General features: G+C 71.1%; 17 protein-coding genes. 6 read left to right on the forward strand and 11 right to left on the reverse strand.

Annotated features, from left to right (window positions below; all coding sequences use genetic code 11):
- Window positions 1-20: 20 nt before the first annotated feature.
- Genes ACIA3K_RS17590 through ACIA3K_RS17615 form a run of 6 tightly spaced genes read right to left on the reverse strand, consistent with a single transcriptional unit; the run spans window position 21 to window position 6067 of the window.
- Window positions 21-914, reverse strand: coding sequence for a sugar phosphate isomerase/epimerase family protein (locus ACIA3K_RS17590; RefSeq protein WP_396802205.1), 894 nt, complete (start codon window positions 912-914; stop codon window positions 21-23).
- The gene (locus ACIA3K_RS17595) at window positions 911-2089 is read right to left on the reverse strand and encodes a Gfo/Idh/MocA family protein (protein ID WP_396802206.1); all 1179 of its coding nucleotides are present in this window, start codon (window positions 2087-2089) and stop codon (window positions 911-913) included. The genes ACIA3K_RS17590 and ACIA3K_RS17595 overlap by 4 nt, the downstream gene beginning before the upstream one ends.
- Window positions 2086-2919, reverse strand: a complete 834-nt coding sequence (locus tag ACIA3K_RS17600) for a sugar phosphate isomerase/epimerase family protein (protein WP_396802207.1) — start codon at window positions 2917-2919, stop codon at window positions 2086-2088. The genes ACIA3K_RS17595 and ACIA3K_RS17600 overlap by 4 nt, the downstream gene beginning before the upstream one ends.
- The gene (locus ACIA3K_RS17605; RefSeq protein WP_396802208.1) at window positions 2916-3770 is read right to left on the reverse strand and encodes a carbohydrate ABC transporter permease; all 855 of its coding nucleotides are present in this window, start codon (window positions 3768-3770) and stop codon (window positions 2916-2918) included. The genes ACIA3K_RS17600 and ACIA3K_RS17605 overlap by 4 nt, the downstream gene beginning before the upstream one ends.
- Window positions 3767-4744, reverse strand: a complete 978-nt coding sequence (locus ACIA3K_RS17610; protein ID WP_396802209.1) for a carbohydrate ABC transporter permease — start codon at window positions 4742-4744, stop codon at window positions 3767-3769. The genes ACIA3K_RS17605 and ACIA3K_RS17610 overlap by 4 nt, the downstream gene beginning before the upstream one ends.
- Window positions 4745-6067, reverse strand: a complete 1323-nt coding sequence (locus ACIA3K_RS17615) for an ABC transporter substrate-binding protein (protein WP_396802211.1) — start codon at window positions 6065-6067, stop codon at window positions 4745-4747.
- A 222-nt stretch (window positions 6068-6289) separates the two neighbouring features.
- On the opposite strand from ACIA3K_RS17615, the gene ACIA3K_RS17620 reads away from it, so the two are divergent.
- Window positions 6290-7276, forward strand: a complete 987-nt coding sequence (locus ACIA3K_RS17620) for a LacI family DNA-binding transcriptional regulator (RefSeq protein ID WP_396802212.1) — start codon at window positions 6290-6292, stop codon at window positions 7274-7276.
- A 148-nt stretch (window positions 7277-7424) separates the two neighbouring features.
- Here ACIA3K_RS17620 and ACIA3K_RS17625 read toward each other — a convergent pair whose 3' ends face one another.
- The 3 genes from ACIA3K_RS17625 to ACIA3K_RS17635 are packed head-to-tail and all read right to left on the reverse strand — an operon-like array spanning window position 7425 to window position 9621.
- On the reverse strand, window positions 7425-7922 hold the full coding sequence (locus ACIA3K_RS17625) for a DUF3237 domain-containing protein (RefSeq protein WP_396802213.1): 498 nt from the start codon (window positions 7920-7922) through the stop codon (window positions 7425-7427).
- Window positions 7919-8386 carry a MarR family winged helix-turn-helix transcriptional regulator gene (locus tag ACIA3K_RS17630; protein WP_396802215.1) on the reverse strand — a complete coding sequence of 156 codons (468 nt, stop codon included), beginning with the start codon at window positions 8384-8386 and terminating at the stop codon, window positions 7919-7921. The genes ACIA3K_RS17625 and ACIA3K_RS17630 overlap by 4 nt, the downstream gene beginning before the upstream one ends.
- Window positions 8383-9621, reverse strand: coding sequence for a flavin-dependent oxidoreductase (locus ACIA3K_RS17635; RefSeq protein ID WP_396802216.1), 1239 nt, complete (start codon window positions 9619-9621; stop codon window positions 8383-8385). Before ACIA3K_RS17635 ends, ACIA3K_RS17630 begins: the two co-directional genes overlap by 4 nt.
- Window positions 9622-9859: 238 nt before the next feature.
- Here ACIA3K_RS17635 and ACIA3K_RS17640 point away from each other — a divergent pair, with 238 nt between their 5' ends.
- From ACIA3K_RS17640 to ACIA3K_RS17660, 5 genes are all read left to right on the forward strand, one after another.
- Window positions 9860-10837, forward strand: a complete 978-nt coding sequence (locus ACIA3K_RS17640; RefSeq protein WP_396802218.1) for an ABC transporter substrate-binding protein — start codon at window positions 9860-9862, stop codon at window positions 10835-10837.
- A 7-nt stretch (window positions 10838-10844) separates the two neighbouring features.
- On the forward strand, window positions 10845-11615 hold the full coding sequence (locus tag ACIA3K_RS17645) for an ABC transporter permease (protein WP_396802220.1): 771 nt from the start codon (window positions 10845-10847) through the stop codon (window positions 11613-11615).
- Window positions 11612-12427, forward strand: a complete 816-nt coding sequence (locus ACIA3K_RS17650) for an ABC transporter permease (RefSeq protein WP_396802222.1) — start codon at window positions 11612-11614, stop codon at window positions 12425-12427. Before ACIA3K_RS17645 ends, ACIA3K_RS17650 begins: the two co-directional genes overlap by 4 nt.
- The gene (locus tag ACIA3K_RS17655) at window positions 12420-13220 is read left to right on the forward strand and encodes an ABC transporter ATP-binding protein (protein ID WP_396802224.1); all 801 of its coding nucleotides are present in this window, start codon (window positions 12420-12422) and stop codon (window positions 13218-13220) included. Before ACIA3K_RS17650 ends, ACIA3K_RS17655 begins: the two co-directional genes overlap by 8 nt.
- A 383-nt stretch (window positions 13221-13603) precedes the next feature.
- Entirely contained in the window at window positions 13604-14632 is a 1029-nt protein-coding gene (locus tag ACIA3K_RS17660; RefSeq protein ID WP_396802226.1) for a hypothetical protein, read from the forward strand.
- 132 nt (window positions 14633-14764) lie between these two features.
- Here the strand turns inward: ACIA3K_RS17660 and ACIA3K_RS17665 are convergent, their stop codons facing one another.
- Window positions 14765-15229, reverse strand: a complete 465-nt coding sequence (locus tag ACIA3K_RS17665) for a hypothetical protein (protein WP_396802227.1) — start codon at window positions 15227-15229, stop codon at window positions 14765-14767.
- Window positions 15204-15845, reverse strand: coding sequence for an RNA polymerase sigma factor (locus ACIA3K_RS17670; protein WP_396802228.1), 642 nt, complete (start codon window positions 15843-15845; stop codon window positions 15204-15206). Before ACIA3K_RS17670 ends, ACIA3K_RS17665 begins: the two co-directional genes overlap by 26 nt.
- Between the last annotated feature and the right edge of the window lie 26 nt (window positions 15846-15871).

Consider the following 15871-nt stretch of genomic DNA (forward strand, 5'->3'; position numbering starts at 1 on the left):
ACGCGGGGACGCAGCAAGGATCACGGAGAGTTGTCAGAAAGCTGTGAGGCCGGCAGATGCGCGGGGGCGCGTACCCGACGGTCCAATTCCCGAAGGTAGGCCAGGTTGTCCCGGGTTCGTTGAGCCAGCGGCACGGCGGTGGAGAAGTCCTCGACCGTCACCCACCCGTCGTAGCCGACCCGGCGCAGCGCGCCGAGATAGGCCGCCAGGTCAGCCTGCCCCTCCCGCAACGGCGCCCACTCCGCCGACCAGCGCGGTCCCCCGTCGTCCCGGGTGCCGCTCACCCGCCACGCGACGTTCTTCACGTGCACGTGCGCCAGGTACGGGCCGAGCAGCTGGAAGCCGGCCAGCGGATCCTCGAATCCCTCGATGATCAGGTTGCCGATGTCGTGGATGACCCCGGCATGCTCCGGCGGCAGGCCGTCGAGCAGCCGCATCGCCGCCGACGCCGAGGCGACGATGGTGCCATGATGCAGCTCGACCAGCGCGGTCACCCCGTGCTCCGCCGCCCGCCCGGCGATCCACGCCAGGTCCCGGCGGGTGCTGGCCATCAGCTCCCGATAGTCGCCGCTGCCCAGGTGCGGCATGGTCACCCGGACCCGTTCCGCGCCCAGCGCGGCGGCCGCGGCCAACACCCGTTCGACGTTGCCGTGGTCGGCGGCCGGGACGTACGCCCCGAGCCCGGACAGCGCCAGCCCCGCTTCCCGGGTGATCGTGGCGATCCGGGTCAGCTCACCCTCCAGCCCGGTCAGCGGGACGGTCGCCCGGTTACCGGCCCAGAACCCGGGCGGTCGGGCCGGTTCCTGGTCGGTGACCCGCCACTCGACACCGTCCCAGCCCTGCGCGGCCAGCTGCCCGACCGTCTCCTCCGGCGTCCAGTCCGGCGTGGACGCCGTGAACACCGACCACCTCATCGCGCCACCCCCGCCCCCAGGGCGGACGGCACCGTGGCCGCGGAGCCCTCGACGGCGGCGAGCACGCCGTCGAAGTCCCCGGCCACCACCGCCGGAACCGACACCGGCCGACGCAGGTGCGCCGAGAGGTAGATCGCCTTGACCACGGCGACGTCGAGCAATGCCTCGACCGCCGTGACCCCCGGTCGCCGGCCACCGAGGATCGCCTCGACCGTGTCGTCGTACTGCCGCAGGTGCCCGGTCACGAAGGCGTCGTCGGGCTTGGTCGCGCCCCGCAGCTGCGACGGTGGCACGGCGTCGCCGGACCGGTCGGGCCCGACGGCGTATGCGGAGGGGTCCGGGCCGTCGGCGGTGTGCAGGTATTCCAGCTGGTCGTCGTGGATCACCGCGGACCCCTGCGAGCCGTGCACCTGCAACCGCACGCCGAGGCCCGGGTACGCCGCGGTGGTGGCGTGCAGCACGGCGAGCGCACCGTCGGCGAACCGGATCGCCGCCACGGCGACGTCCTCCACCTCGACCCGCTCGTGGGCGAGGACGCCCGTGTAGGCGAACACCTCCTCGGGCCGGCCGAACAGCCACAGCAGCAGGTCCACGGTGTGCACGCCCTGGTTGATGGTGGCGCCGCCGCCGTCCTGTTCCCAGGTGCCGCGCCAGCCCGCCGAGTCGTAGTACCGCTGGCCCCGCCACCACGGCACGCTGGCCACCGCCGACGTGAGCCGCCCCAGGTCGCCGGCGCGTACCCGGGCGGCGACCGCGACGCTGGCCGGGTCGAACCGGTGCTGGCAGACCACCGCGCAGACCTGACCGGCCCCCTCGGCGTCCGTGGCGACCCGGGCGATGCGGCGGGCCGCCGGCAGGGACGCGTCGAGGGGCTTCTCGACGAGCACGTGTACGCCGGCCGCGAGGGCCTCCTCGGCGAGGTCGGCGTGCGTACCGCTCGGCGTGCAGACCACCACCAGGTCGGCCGGCTCGGCGGCGAGGGCCTCGCCCAGCGAGGCGTACCGGGCCGGCGGCGGGCCGCCCTGCTCGCCGATCCACCCGGCGAGCCGGTCGTTGGCCTGCGGGTCCGGGTCGGCGAGCGCGGTGAGACGCAGTCCGGGGTGCCGAAGGATCGCCCCGGCGTGGGTACGGGCGATGACCCCGCTGCCCGTGATCACAACATTGAGGACAGTCATCGAAGATGCACTCCTATCGAGGCGGTGAGGTTCACGAACGCGCGCGCCGCCCGGCCGAACTCGGCGGGGCCGGAGAATCCGCCGAGGCCGTGCTGGCTGGTGAGGTGCGGTTCGAGGGAGGCGAAGCCGGCATAGCCGTCGTCGCGCAGCGCGGTGAGCGTCCGCAGCAGCTGGCCGTCGCCGTGGCCGGCGGGCACGACCTCGGCGGTGGCCATGATCGCGTCCTTGACCTGCAGGTACTCCAGGTGCGGGCGCAGCAGCGCGTACCCGTCGTCGTAGGGCCGCACCCCGACCTGCACGAAGTTCGCGTTGTCCCAGGCCACGCGCAGCGCGGGTGAGTCCACCGACTCGACAAGATCGGCGATCCGCTGCGGCACATCGCCGTAGATGTCCTTCTCGTTCTCGTGCAGCAGCACGACGCCGGAGTCCTCGGCGAGGGCCGCGAAGGCCCGCATCCGCGCCAGCACCGCCGCGCGGATCTCGGCCGGGGCGACCCCGGCCGGGCGGTAGAACGAGAAGATCCGGACGTACCGGCTGCCCAGCCGGTGCGCGGCCGCCACGGCTGCGCGCAGCCGATGGAGCTCACCGCCGTCCTCGGTGGTCACGTCGACTTTCCCGACGGGCGACGCGACCGCCGAAGCCGCCATGCCGCGTGCGTCGACCGCCTCCGCCAGGGCGTCCAGTTGGGCGTCGTCGAGCTCCACCACGTTGGTGCCCCACGCGCTGCGTACCTCGATGTGCCGGGCGCCGAGGGCACTGAGCACCGCGAGCTGCACGGCCGGGTCGGGATCGATCTCGTCGCCGAAGCCGGACAGCGTCCACGCCGTCACTTCACGCCTCCCGCGGTCAACCCACTGACGATGTACCGCTGGAAGGCGAGGTAGAGGGCGACCACCGGGGCCGCGCAGACGAGAGCCGCGGCCATCATCTGCCCGTACGGCGGGATCGCCCCGCCCTCCTGCGACGCGCCGAAGACCTGCAGCACGACCGCCGCGGTGCGGGTGTCCACGTCGGTCATGACCGAGGCGAACAGCACGTCGTTCCAGCCGAGCAGGAACGCGAAGATCGCCGCGACGACCAGGCCCGGCCAGCTCAGCGGGATGACGACACGCAGCAGGATCTGCCAGGTCCCGGCACCGTCCACGCGGGCGGCCTCGATCAGCTCGCCGGGCAGCTCACGCAGGTAGGTCACCATGATCCAGGTGGAGAACGGCAGCCCGAACGTGAGGTAGGTGACGACCAGCGACCAACGGGTGCCGATCGTCGGCACGCCGAGGCTGCTGCCGATCGTCGCGAAGAGCACGAAGACCGGCAGGAGCAGCAGCGTGCCGGGGATCGACTGCATGCCCAGCAGCGCGCGCAGCACGGTACGCCGGCCCCGGAACCGGTGCCGGACCAGGACGTACGCCGAGAAGACCGCGACCGCCGCGCAGGTCACCGCCACCGTGCCGGCGACGAGCAGGCTGTTCGCGAGCCCTCGGCCGAGCGGAACGGTCGACCAGATCCGGACGTAGTTGTCGACGCTGACCCGCTCCGGCCAGAAGTTGCCGGCGGCCACGGCCAGGTCGGTGTTGACCGAGGCGAGAAAGACGTAGCCGACCGGCGCGCCGACGATGGTCAGCAGGATCACCGTCAGGCCGATCTGCAGTGGTCGGGGCAGCAGGCGATGCACGGAGTTCATGCGGCAGCCTCCGGCGCGTCGAGTTTGACGGTGCGTAGATAGACCAGCAGCGGGACCAGGATCAGCACCAGCGAGATGACGGCCATCGCCGCGCTCAGCCCGAACCGCAGGTTCTGGAAGCTCTCCACGTACGTCAGCACCGGCAGCACCTCCACGTCGTGCGGGCTCGGGACGCCGAACAGCACGAACGGCAGGGTGAAGCTGTTCACCATGTGCAGCAGCGAGATGATCGCGGCGAGCGCGACCGGGGGGCGCAGCAGCGGGAGGATGATGTGGCGCAGCTTCGCCCACCACTGCGCGCCGTCGAGCGCGGCAGCCTCGTGCAGGCTGTCGTCGATGCCCTGCAAGCCGGCCAGTGCGAGCAGGTAGACCAGCGGCCAGCCCGACCAGGCCTGCACGACGATCAGGGCAAGGTAGCTCTTCGGCCCGTTCAGCCACAGGCCGCCGGCGATGCCCAGGGTCGCCAGGCCCTGGTTGGCGACGCCGTCGGGTTGCAGGATGATCCGCCAGATGGTGCCGACGACGAAGGCGGGCAGCACGTACGGGATGAGGTAGAGGGACCGGATCAGCGACCGTCCGCGGAACGGCAGGTGGGTGGTCAGCGCGGCGGCTACCCCCAGCGGCAACGCGAGCAGCGTCGCGATCACCGCCGCGGACCCGCTGACCCAGATGGCGTGCGGCAGGCTGGTGCGGCTCACCGCCTCCACGTAGTTGCCGGCACCGACGAAGGGTGCCGACAGCCACTGCCGGAAGGTGTACTGGTCGAGGTCGAGCAGCGACATCACCAGCGCGACGACGAACGGCACGACGATGACGGTCAGGGTGAGCAGGCCGCCGGGCGCGAGCAGCCACACCGCGGCACCGCCGGCGGTCGCGCCGCGACGGCGGCGCGGCGGAGACGGACGGGCCACCCCGGCCCGGCGCGCATCGCCGGTGCCCGGAGCGTCCGCCGTCGCTGGGTCGGTGACGGTCATCTACTTCGCCTTGTCCAGCGCGGCCTGCGCCTCGGACTGTGCCCGGGTGAGCAGGGCGTTGAGGGCCGTGTCGTCGACCTTGCCGGCGGCGAGGTTCGGCACCGACTGGACGACCACGTTGACCAGCGCGAGCTGCACCTTGCTCCACCCGCCGTGGAACGGGGTGCTGTGCGATTTCGACGCGGAGTCCACGATGGCCGCGAGCGCCGGGTCGGCGACCAGCCGGTTCGCCAGCTCCGCGTTCGTCGGCAACTCGCCGAAGGTCCGGTAGTAGATCTCCTGCGACTCGGCGGTGGTCAGCATGTTGACCAGACGCAGCGCCAGGTCCTGGTTCTTGCTGTACTTGGCGATCACCAGGTTGTCACCGGAGAGGATGCTGGTGGCGCCGACCCCGCCGGACGCCAGGCTGCTGGCGCCCGGCGGAACGGTCGGCATGATCGCGTAGCCGTACTTGCCGGCGACCGCGGACTTGTCGAGCGTGACCTTCGAGGTCGCCGAGACCATCGGCAGGAAGGCGGCCTTGCCGGCGCCGAACGCGGCGATGGCCTGCGCGTTCTTCCAGCCGGTCGCCGCCGGGTCGACGACCTTGTCGGTGGCGAGCCAGCCGAGGTACGTCTGGTAGGCCTTGACCGTGACCGGATCGGTCAGCCGCGCCTTGCCGTCGGCGACCAGCGGGTTGCCGGCCTGGATGCTCATCGCCCAGATGAACTTCCACGGGTCGAAGCCGTCGCCGTAGGCCACGGCCAAGCCGTACCTGCCGGCCCCGGTCAGCTGTCTGGCCTGCTGCCGCAGGCCGTCCCAGGTGCTGGCCGGCTTGTCGATGCCCGCCGCGGCCAGCAGTTCCTTGTTGTACGCCATGACGAACGGGCGACTGGTGAAGGGGATGCCAACCTCGTGCGCGGCGTCCGGGCCGGAGATGCCGAGGGTGGCCGGCAGGAACCGGTCCCGGCCGCCGACCTTCGTCCACTGTTCGGCCGTGAGGTCGACGAAGGCGCCGGTGGAGTATGCCGTCGGGGTGAAGGTGGTGCCGAGGGCATAGACGTCTGGCCCCTGCCCGGAGAGCATCGATGTCTGGATCTTGGTGAGTTCGTCGGTGGGGCTGGCGAAGGTCTCGAACGTGACCTTCGCCCCGGCCTGCTGCTCGAACTTGGCCGAGACGTCGGCGAACCACTGCTTCTGCTCCTCGGGATAGATCGAGTTCGCCCCGATGAGCACGTTGAGCGTCCCGCCATCCTCGGCGGAGCTACCGGGATCGCAGGCGGTGACGGGTACGGCGACCGTGACGGCCAGGGCCGCCGCGAGAAGTGCGCGGATAGCGTTCATCTCTGCTCCTTGGGTGGTGGCTGTCCGGAGAGCAATGGCGTGGAAAACACATAGCCAGACGCCCGGGAATTTGCCCGGTTCGATGATCCGTGCGAGCGAAAGTAACAACCACGGAAACCGGATGGCAATCGGTTGCCATTAATTGCCATCGATGCTCTGCTGATGTGCATGAACCCCGCAGGCGCGTCCTCTCCCCGTGCGGCGGTACGCCGGGAGGGCCGCGTGACCATCAATGACATCGCTGCCCTCACCGGCGTTGCCGCCTCGACCGTGTCCCGGGCGCTGAGCCGGCCCGACCGGGTCAACCGGGTCACCCGGGAACGCATCCAGGCCGCTGCCCGCGAACTGAACTACGTACCCAACACCCAGGCGCGGGCGCTGTCGTCGGGGCGTACCGAGACGGTCGCCCTGCTCGTCTCGGACGCGACGAATCCGTTCTTCTTCGGACTGATCCGCGGCGCGCAGCAACAACTGCGCGCCGCCGGCCACGCCCTGCTGCTGATCGACACCGAGGACTCGGCCGAGCTGGAGAACCACCTGCTGCACAAGGTGCGCCGGTCGATCGACGGGGTGATCCTCGCCGCCTCCCGCCTTCGGGAGCAGACCCTCTCCGACATTGCCGCCGAACTGCCGGTCGTCACCGTCAACCGCAACGTCCCCCGGGTCCGCAGCGTCGTCATCGACAGCCCGGACGGGGTGATGCAGGCCGTCGAGCACCTGGTCTCGCTGGATCACCGGGCGATCGCGTACGTCGCCGGACCGCCGTCCTCCTGGGCCGACCAGGCCCGGTGGCGGGCAATGCGGACCGCGATGGCCCGACACGGCCTCACCGCGGCCCGCGTCGGACCGTTCGGCGTGTCCCGCAGCTCCGGGTCGGTCGCCGCGGACGCGCTGCTGAACACCGGCGCCACCGCCGGGGTCACCTTCAACGACCTGCTGGCGATCGGCATCCTGCGGCGGCTGGCCGAACGCGGCGTCGACGTTCCCGGCGAAATCAGCGTGGTGGGCTGCGACGACATCTTCGGCGCCGACTTCTGCAGCCCTCCGCTGACCACCCTCACCGCGCCGATCGAACAGGCCGGCCGGGTGGCGGTGTCCATGCTGCTGGACCACCTCGAGCACCTGGGGGAACCGGCGACCCGTCAGACCGTGCTGCTGCCCACGCACCTGACCATCCGGCAGTCCAGCGGGCCGGCCCCGCGCCGGTGACCACGTGCCACGCCGTCTCTCCCGGACGGCCGGCACCGCTCACACCCTTTGCAGAAAGGGCACCAGCGTAGGGGACGCCACGTGGCCCATCGGCCGCCCACGAGCAGCCGGAACGAGCAGCCGGAACTTCTCGCCAGCGCGGGAACAGCTACGTGACGCGGTAGGCGGTGTAGCGCACCCGGTCGGCCTCGCGGATCGCCGACGCCACGAAGACGGACTGCTCCAGGACGGCCAGCGCGGGCACCGACGTCTCCAGTCGTACGCCCAGGCGGAAGTAGTACTCGGACGCCTCGACGGCGTCGCCGCGCAGCAACGCCTCAAGGACCTCCGGGCGGCCGCTGCGGACGCCGAACGTACGCAGGTAGACGTGACCGCCGTCGGCGGTGCGCGCCGAGTAGCGCGTGTCGATCTCGATCGCGCCGTCGGGGCGGACCACCTGCCAGTCGGCGCCGCCGGGCAGGATGTCGGCCTCGAAGAGACCGGTCACCCGGCCGCCGACGACAGGCACCACGCGACGGTGGCCGGCCCGGGTCATCCCGTGGTCCTCCAGCGCGCCGAGGCGCACCTCCACCTCGAACGCGGCCTCCAGCCCGGGAACCGGCGGGGCGGTCACGGCGTCCCGGCCGGCGGCTCGGCGCGTACTCATGGAATGTCCTTGTCGTGCGCGAGGGCGTCGCGGAGGCGTTCCAGCGCGGGCACCGCGGCGGCGAGGGCCGCGCGGTCCGCCGCCGGCAGGGTCGCCGCGGCGCGGGCGACCAGGTCTCCGCTCGCGAGGTCGAAGCGGTCGAACAGGTCGAGGGCCTTCGCGGTGGCGAGGACGTCGACGTGGCGGTGGTTGCCGGGACGGGGGCGACGCTCGACGAGACCGTTGCCCTCCATCGCGGTGAGCAGATTGCTGACCGTGGATCGGCTCAGGCGCAGCCGCTCGGCCAGCTCACCGGGGCCGGCCACGGTGCCCCGGGGCAGGGCCCGCACGATCTCGATCTGCGCGTCCGGGATCTCCGGCAGGTGCTCGGCGGCCCGGGCGGCGGCGAGCAGCGTGCGGCGCAGCGGTGAGATCACCGACGCCAGTCGCGCCGCGTCCAGTTCGGTCGGCTCCGGGCCGGTCACGGCAGGACGCCCGGGAAGGCCGACGGCGTCAGGGAGGCCCGTTCGTTGAGGTCGGCGGGGAGGAAACCGGCCGCCCTCTTGTAGCCGGTGGCGATAGCGGTGAGCTCCTCCGGTCCGATGACGTCGTGGATGTGCGTGAACCCGGCCGGCGCGCGCTCGTGGGCGAGCACCATCACCTGTTCCGGGCCCTGCCGCCGGTTGCTCAGCACGAGCGCGGTGGTCGCCGGCCGCCGGTCCGCCTCGTAGGCGTCGAGCGCCGCCCGGACCGTCGGCGCGGTGGCGAGGTGGAAGGCGAGGGTACGTGCGTCCAGGATCGCCTGCGACGCCCCGTTGGAGCCGTTCGGATACATCGGGTGGGCCGCGTCGCCGAGCAGCGTGGTGTTGCCGTGGGTCCACGTGTCGATCGGATCGCGGTCCACCATGGGGTATTCGAGGATCTCGTCGGCGGCGGCCAGCAGTTCCGGCACGTTGAGCCACGCGAAACGCCAGTCCGCGAAGAGCGCGACGACCGGCGCGGGGTCGACCGTCCGGTTCCAGTCCGCGTTGGGCCCGGCGAAACCGGGCCCGCGCCGCTCGGCGACGACGTTGATGAGACCGGCGCCGATCGGGTACGCCACGAACTTCTGTTCCGCGTCCCCGGCCATGATCATGGTTCGCCCGTCGAGGAATCCGGGTGCCCGTGCCGTCCCCCGCCACAGTGTCAGCCCGTTCCACAGGGGCGCCCCCTCGCCGGGCCGATGGTGGCGGCGCAGCGCGGAGTGGATGCCGTCCGCGCCGACGATCAGGTCGCCAGCGGCGCTCACCTCCCCCGCCGCCGTCTCGAAGTGCGCGACGCCGTCGCGGACGCCGACGAGCCGGTGCCCGGTGCGCACCGCGTCGGCGCCCAACCGTTCCCGCACCACGGCGAGCAGTTCCATCTGGAACCGGCCGCGGTGCACGGAAAGCTGCGGCCAGCGATATCCGGCGTCCAGTCCGCGCGGCTCGCTCCAGATCTGCTGACCGTAGCGGTTGTAGTAGGCAAGCGTGCCGGGTGCGGCGCCCAGCCTTTCCATGCGTTCCCCGAGACCCAATTCGGTCAGCTCACGGACGGCGTGCGGAAGTAGATTGATCCCGACGCCGAGTGGGCGCAGCGCGGCGGCGCGCTCGTAGACGGTGATCTCACGGAAGCCGGCCCGGTGCAGGCTGAGCGCGGTGGTGAGGCCCCCGATACCAGCGCCCACGATCACGATTGCCACGTCGTCGCCCTCTCCGCCCCACGCCACCAACCGCACAGTTTGGTCACAAAATCGTCGGCCGTCAAGACGTGTTCCCATCGCCATCGGACCACTCGCACCGCTATGCGATTCGCCCTTTGGGAATTCTTGACAATCAATCGCTTCTGCATGACGCTGATCGACGCGGTCGGATGCTTTCAGCACTCCGTCGACCCCACCTCTGAGGCTGCACAAGCGCTGCGCACGGAAGGGTCCGTCCATGAAGAAGGTCACCGCCCTCGCTGTTCTCGCCGGCGTCGTGATCGCCCTGACCGGCTGCACGGATTCCGATGCCACCGATCCGTCCCCCGGGGCGAGCGGCGACCTGCGCAAGGTCCGCGTGGCGGCGCTGCCGATCAGCGAGACCGCCGCGCTGTGGGGCGGCATCAAGGCGGGCATCTTCCGGGAGCAGGGGCTCGACGTGGAGGTGGTGCCCGCACAGGGCGGCGCCCAGGCCATCCCGGCCCTGATCAACGGCGACATCGACTTCGCCATCGGCCAGCCGTTCGGCCCGTTCCGCGCCGACCTGCAGAACCTCGGCGTGGTGATCATCGGGAACTACGCGTCGTCCTACGCCGACGGCGACGACATCAACGCCGTGCTGGCGTCCGCGAAGTCCGGTATCACCCGGCCGGCCCAGCTCGCCGGACGCAAGGTGTCGGTGAACAGCCTGGGCGCCGCCGGCGATGTCACGATCATGGCGGCGGTCGAGAAGGACGGCGGCGACCCCACCAAAATCAAGTTCGTCGAGGTGGCCTTTCCGGACGCACCGGCCCAGCTCGCCGCCGGCAACATCGACGCCGCCTGGGTGACCGAGCCGTTCATCACCCAGATGCGCAAGCGCGGTGACGTTCTCGTGGTCGCCCCGTACCAGGCCACCGTGCCCGGGCTCACCACCCTGACCACGATCACGTCGAGCAAGCTGAAGAACTCCGACGCCGAGCTGATCACGGACTTCTCGGCGGCGATGAAGAAGACGCTCACCTGGGCCAAGGATCCGGCGAACGAGAAGGACCTCCGCCAGGCCATCAAGGACAACCTCGAACTGCCGGAGCCGGTGGCGGACTCGGTACGGCTCCCGGCATTCGGGTGGGAGCTCGACCGGGCCGGCCTGGAGCAACTGGCGACGCTGGCCCAGAAGTACCGCGTCCTCGACCGGCGACCCGACTTCGACCGCCTCATCCAGCAGCAGCAGTAGCCAGCCGATGCGCAAGATCCTGCTGGGCGCCGTCGGCCTGCTGGGGTTCCTCGTCGTCTGGCAACTGATCCCGACACTGGGACTGGCCGACCCGCACGACCTGCCGTACGCCACCGACGTGTTCGGGTGGCTCCTCCAGGAGGCCCGCGACCTGGCGTTCTGGCGGCGGCTCCGGCTCACCATGACGTCCTGGGCGATCGGCCTGACGGTGGCGACGCTCGCGGCGGTCGCGCTGGGGACCGTGGTCGGGATGGTGCCGTTCCTGCGTCGCGCCACGCACACGAGCGTCGAGTTCCTGCGGCCGGTGCCGTCGGTCGCGCTGATCCCCCTCGCCGTGCTGATGTTCGGCCTGCAGATGCGCGCGGCGCTCGTCATCATCGTCTACGCGGCGTTCTGGCAGGTGTTCGTGCAGGTGATCTACGGCGTCGCCGACGTCGACACGGTCGCCCGGGACACCGCGCGGAGCTTCGGCCTCACCCGCTACGAGCGGCTGCGGTATCTCGTCCTTCCGACCGCTCTGCCGTACCTGATGACCGGCCTGCGCCTCGCCGCGGCGGTCGCGCTCATCCTGGCCGTCACCGCGGAGATGGTGATCGGTAACCCCGGCCTCGGACGCATGATCGAGCAGTCACGCTCCGCCGGGGACGCCGTCGGCCTGTACGGCCTCGTCGTGGTCACCGGGCTCCTCGGTGTGGTGGTGAACGTCGTGTTCCGCTTCGCCGAACGCCGCTCGTTGGCCTGGCACCAGTCGGTGCTCGCGGACGAGGCAACCCGATGACCGCCCTCGGTACGGGCCGGACCGCCCCTCGCGGCCTCGGCGTCCGGGTCGCCGAGGACGTCCTGTACGCGGTCGGGCTTCCCATCCTGGCCGTGGGGCTCTGGGCCGTCTGGTCCACCCGGTCGGCCAACCGGTTCCTCGTCGGCCCCCGCCCGCTCTTCGACGCGTTCCGGCAGACCTGGATCGGCCCGGCGTTCGTCGACGACGTGCTGCCGAGCGTGTACCGGCTGCTGGCCGGCCTGATCGCGTCGATCATGCTCGGCGTCGCCGCCGGCGTCCTCATCGGCCGGTTCCGCCCGCTCCGCGAGATCCTCGAACCCGTGCTGGAGTTCTTTCGCGCGATCCCGCCACCGGTGCTGATTCCGGTCGCGATGCTCCTGCTCGGCATCACCGACACCATGAAGGTCGTCGTCATCTCCTCCGGCGCGATCTGGCCGATCCTGCTGAACACGATCGAGGGCGTCCGAGCGACCGACAGCGTGCTGCTGGAGACCGCCGACTCGTACCGGATCTCCCGGTGGGACCGGGTGTGGCTGCTGATCCTCCCGGCGGCGAGTCCGCGCATCATGACCGGCGTACGCCAGGCCCTCTCGGTGGCCCTGATCCTCATGGTCATCTCGGAGATGTTCGCGTCCTCGGCCGGCCTCGGCTACCGGATCGCCTACTTCCAGCGGAACTACCTCATTGCCGAGATGTGGAGCGGCATCCTCCTGCTCGGTCTCATCGGCGTACTCCTCGCCGTGGCCTTCGGCGTCGTCGAACGCCGCATCCTGCGCTGGTACCACGGAATGAGGGAGGTCAACCGTGCCTGACGCACGTCCCCTGCTGCGGGTCGAGCACCTGCGGAAGGTCTACGCCTCCGGCCGGGGCGAGGTCGAGGCGATCGGGGATCTCAGTTTCACCATGATGCCCGGCGAACTGCTGTGCGTCGTCGGCCCGTCGGGCTGCGGAAAGACCACCCTTTTGAAATGCCTCGCCGGACTGCTCCGGCCCACCAGCGGCCTCGTCGAGATGGAGGGGTCTCCGGTGACGGGCCCGAGCCCGGCGATGGCGGTGGTGTTCCAGGAGTACGGCCGCAGCCTCTATCCCTGGCTGACGGTCCGGGGCAATGTGGAGCTTCCCCTTCGACACCAGAAGCTCTCCCGCGCCGAACGCGACCGCAGGGTCGCCGACGCCCTCGACGTGGTCGGACTGCCGCAGTCGGCCCGCAGCCATCCGTGGCAGCTCTCCGGTGGGATGCAGCAACGGGTGGCCATCGCGCGCGCCATCGCGTACCGGCCCGAAGTGCTGATCATGGATGAGCCGTTCGCGGCGGTGGACGCGCAGGCCCGCGCGGACCTGGAGGACCTCGTACGCGAACTGCACCTGAACCGCGGCATCTCCACTGTCTTCGTGACGCACGACATCGACGAGTCCGTGTATCTGGGCCAGCGCGTGCTCGTCCTGTCCCACTCGCCGACCCGGGTGCAGGAAGACCTCGTGATCGACCTCCCGCCAGAGCGCGATCAGCTCACCACCCGGGCGCTGCCCCGGTTCACCGAGCTGCGGACCCACGTCTACGCGCAGATCCAGCGGGCCAAGCGCGCGCCGACCCCGGCATCGTGACGCGCCTCGCCGACCCCGGCAACGCCCGTAGCCGCCGGCACGCGACCGGGCCGCCCGGGGCCAGTGCGACCATTTCGCTCTCGAAGCCGACGCGGCGCGCCCGGTAGGTGCTGGCCGCGATCTGCCAGCCGGTGCCGCCGATGACGACCAGCAGCAGACCCCGCCACCGCACGCCGGCGTCACGATCGCCGCAGCGGCACCGGGAAGGCTGCTCTTCAGCCTCATCGACGCCCGTCGTTTTTGCCGGTCCTGGCGTCATCTGACGCCAGGACCCGCGGCGGTATTTCCCGGCGCATTGACGACTCTTCAACTACGTCATCGCGCCGACACGGCATCGAAACACGCCGGGTTCGGCGTCCCCCGCCGATGGGAGAAAACCTGTCATGGGCAAGGTAGGAAAGCACCTCCGCCGCTCGACGCTGGCCGTACTCACGGGCGCGGCGCTGGCCGCTCTGCTGGCGGTCACCGCCGCCACCGCGGCACCCGGCGAGGCACCGCAGGGCAAGGCCGCCTCGGCGGCCCGTACCGACGTCTACATCAAGGACGTCGCCGCCGACACCGGCATCCAGCCACACTCGTACAGCCCGCTGTGGGCCAGCCCCGACATCAAGGTCTGCCCGACCGCCGTCGAGTGTGCCGTCAGTCAGAACCCGATCGTCGGCGTCACCAACTACCTGTTCGTGAAGTTGCGCAACCCCGGCCCGTACGGCTCGGGCATCGGCAGCGGAGTGCTGCGCATCTACCGCACCACCCCGGGCGGCGGCGCCACCTGGCCGACGCACTGGACCCAGATCGGCGCGGCCAGCGTGACCGTCTACCCGGGCGTCACCACGGTGACGATCCCGTGGACCGGGGTGCCCGGACCGGGCCACTTCTGCCTGTTGGCGCGCTGGGTGTCGCCCACCGATCCGATGACCTTCGAGGGCCCCAGCAACAGCGTCAACACCCTGCACAACAACAACATCGCCTGGCGCAACGTCGATTCGGTCCGGCTCACGCCAGGCGGGCCGCGAGTCGTCCGGCCGTTCGCCATCGGCAACGTCACCACCGCGGAGACCCGGAACGACCTGGTCTTCACCCAGCCGGCGGAGCAGGCTCGGGGTGCCCGGGTCGTCGTCGACCTCGGCCCGACCCTGTTCGAGCGCTGGGAGGCCACCGGCAAGGTCGGTACGGGAGTCCGCCAGGTCGGCAAGACCGAGGTGGAGATCGTGGAACCGGCGAAGGCCAGCATCAACGGCCTGGTGTTGAAGCCCGGTGAGCGCCTCGAGTTCTCCCTGGCCTTCTCGACCGACACCGTCCTGACCAAGGAGACCGCATTCAACGTGACCCAGTTCGGGCCGGACGCCGACGGCACTGAGGGCGCCGACCTCGGTGGGGTGCAGTACCTGCTGGGGGGCGAGCAGCGGGGGTAGCGCGGATCGTCACCGATCAGGGTGGGGTGCGGGCCGTCCGGTCCGCACCCCACCCTCGTCGTGGTCCCGGTCGAGGTCGGACACCGGCCGAGCATCGCCGGCTGCCCCGCCGCCCCAACAGCGGCCGGGAGGTCAACGCAGACAGACCCAGGCGGTGGACACCGCGCACCCGACGGTGCGCGCGCACAACTGGACAGGGCCCGCCGGTGGGACGCCCAACGAGAAGAAACCCACCGCGTCCACAGGCGCCTCGTCGTACGTGCCGGCTGCCGTACGGGCACTCACCCGTCCGCCACCGGACGGAAAGACCTGCCCGACGATCCCGGCGTCGCTCACCTCGATCTCCACCACCACCGATCCACTGCGGAACGAGAGGGTCCGCGCGGACGCGGCAGACCGGGTCATTCCCACCAGCTCGGCGTCGACCGCCGAGTCGAACGTCAGCTCGGCGACAGCCAGTTCCGCGTCCGCGGTACGCCAGGTGAACGCCGTTAACGCCGCACTCAGGTATGCCTCCGAGACCGGCCCGGTGTCCCACAACGCCGCACCCAGCTCCGTTGTCAACGCATCGTCATCGACCGGCGGCCACGGCTCCATCCGGCTCACCCCCGTTCGTGCCGATGACGGACGGGCCAAGAAACTCGACGATCGCCGGACATGCCCGCAGCCTACGCAGGCAACGGGCCTGGGTGGGGCCGATGCTGCCCACGGGAACCCCCAACCGCTCGGCGACCTCCCGGTAGCTCACCGGCGGGTCGGCCGTCAACAGCGCCAACAACGCCTGGCAGCGCGACGGGAGCTGGACGAAACCCGCGCGCAACGCCTGCCTCTGCTCCGCGCGCAGCAACTCGTCGTCCGGGGCGGGAGCCATCGCCGCCAGCTCCCCGGAGAACCCGTGGTAGGTCTCCAGCGACTGGTCGTACGGGTCGACGGGCTGGGCCCGGCGGCTGAGACGGGACAACCGGTAGCACTCGCGCCGGGCCGTGGTGGCCAGCCAGGCCGGCAACGCCTCGGGTTCGCGTACCCGGCCCAGTTGCTCCACCAGTCGAAGCCAGACGGTCTGGTTGACATCGGCCGCATCCGCCCGACTCAGGCCGTACGCCCGGATGACCGAGTACACGATCGGGGTGTACCGGCGTACCAGTTCGGCCCAGGCCAACTCGTCCCCGCCGGCGGCGGCGGACAGCAGGCTGGTCGCGCTGGCACCGATCACCGGGTCACCGCCCGGCCGTCGACGCG

It is taken from the genome of Micromonospora sp. NPDC051543 (assembly GCF_044454415.1).
Lineage (GTDB): Bacteria > Actinomycetota > Actinomycetes > Mycobacteriales > Micromonosporaceae > Micromonospora.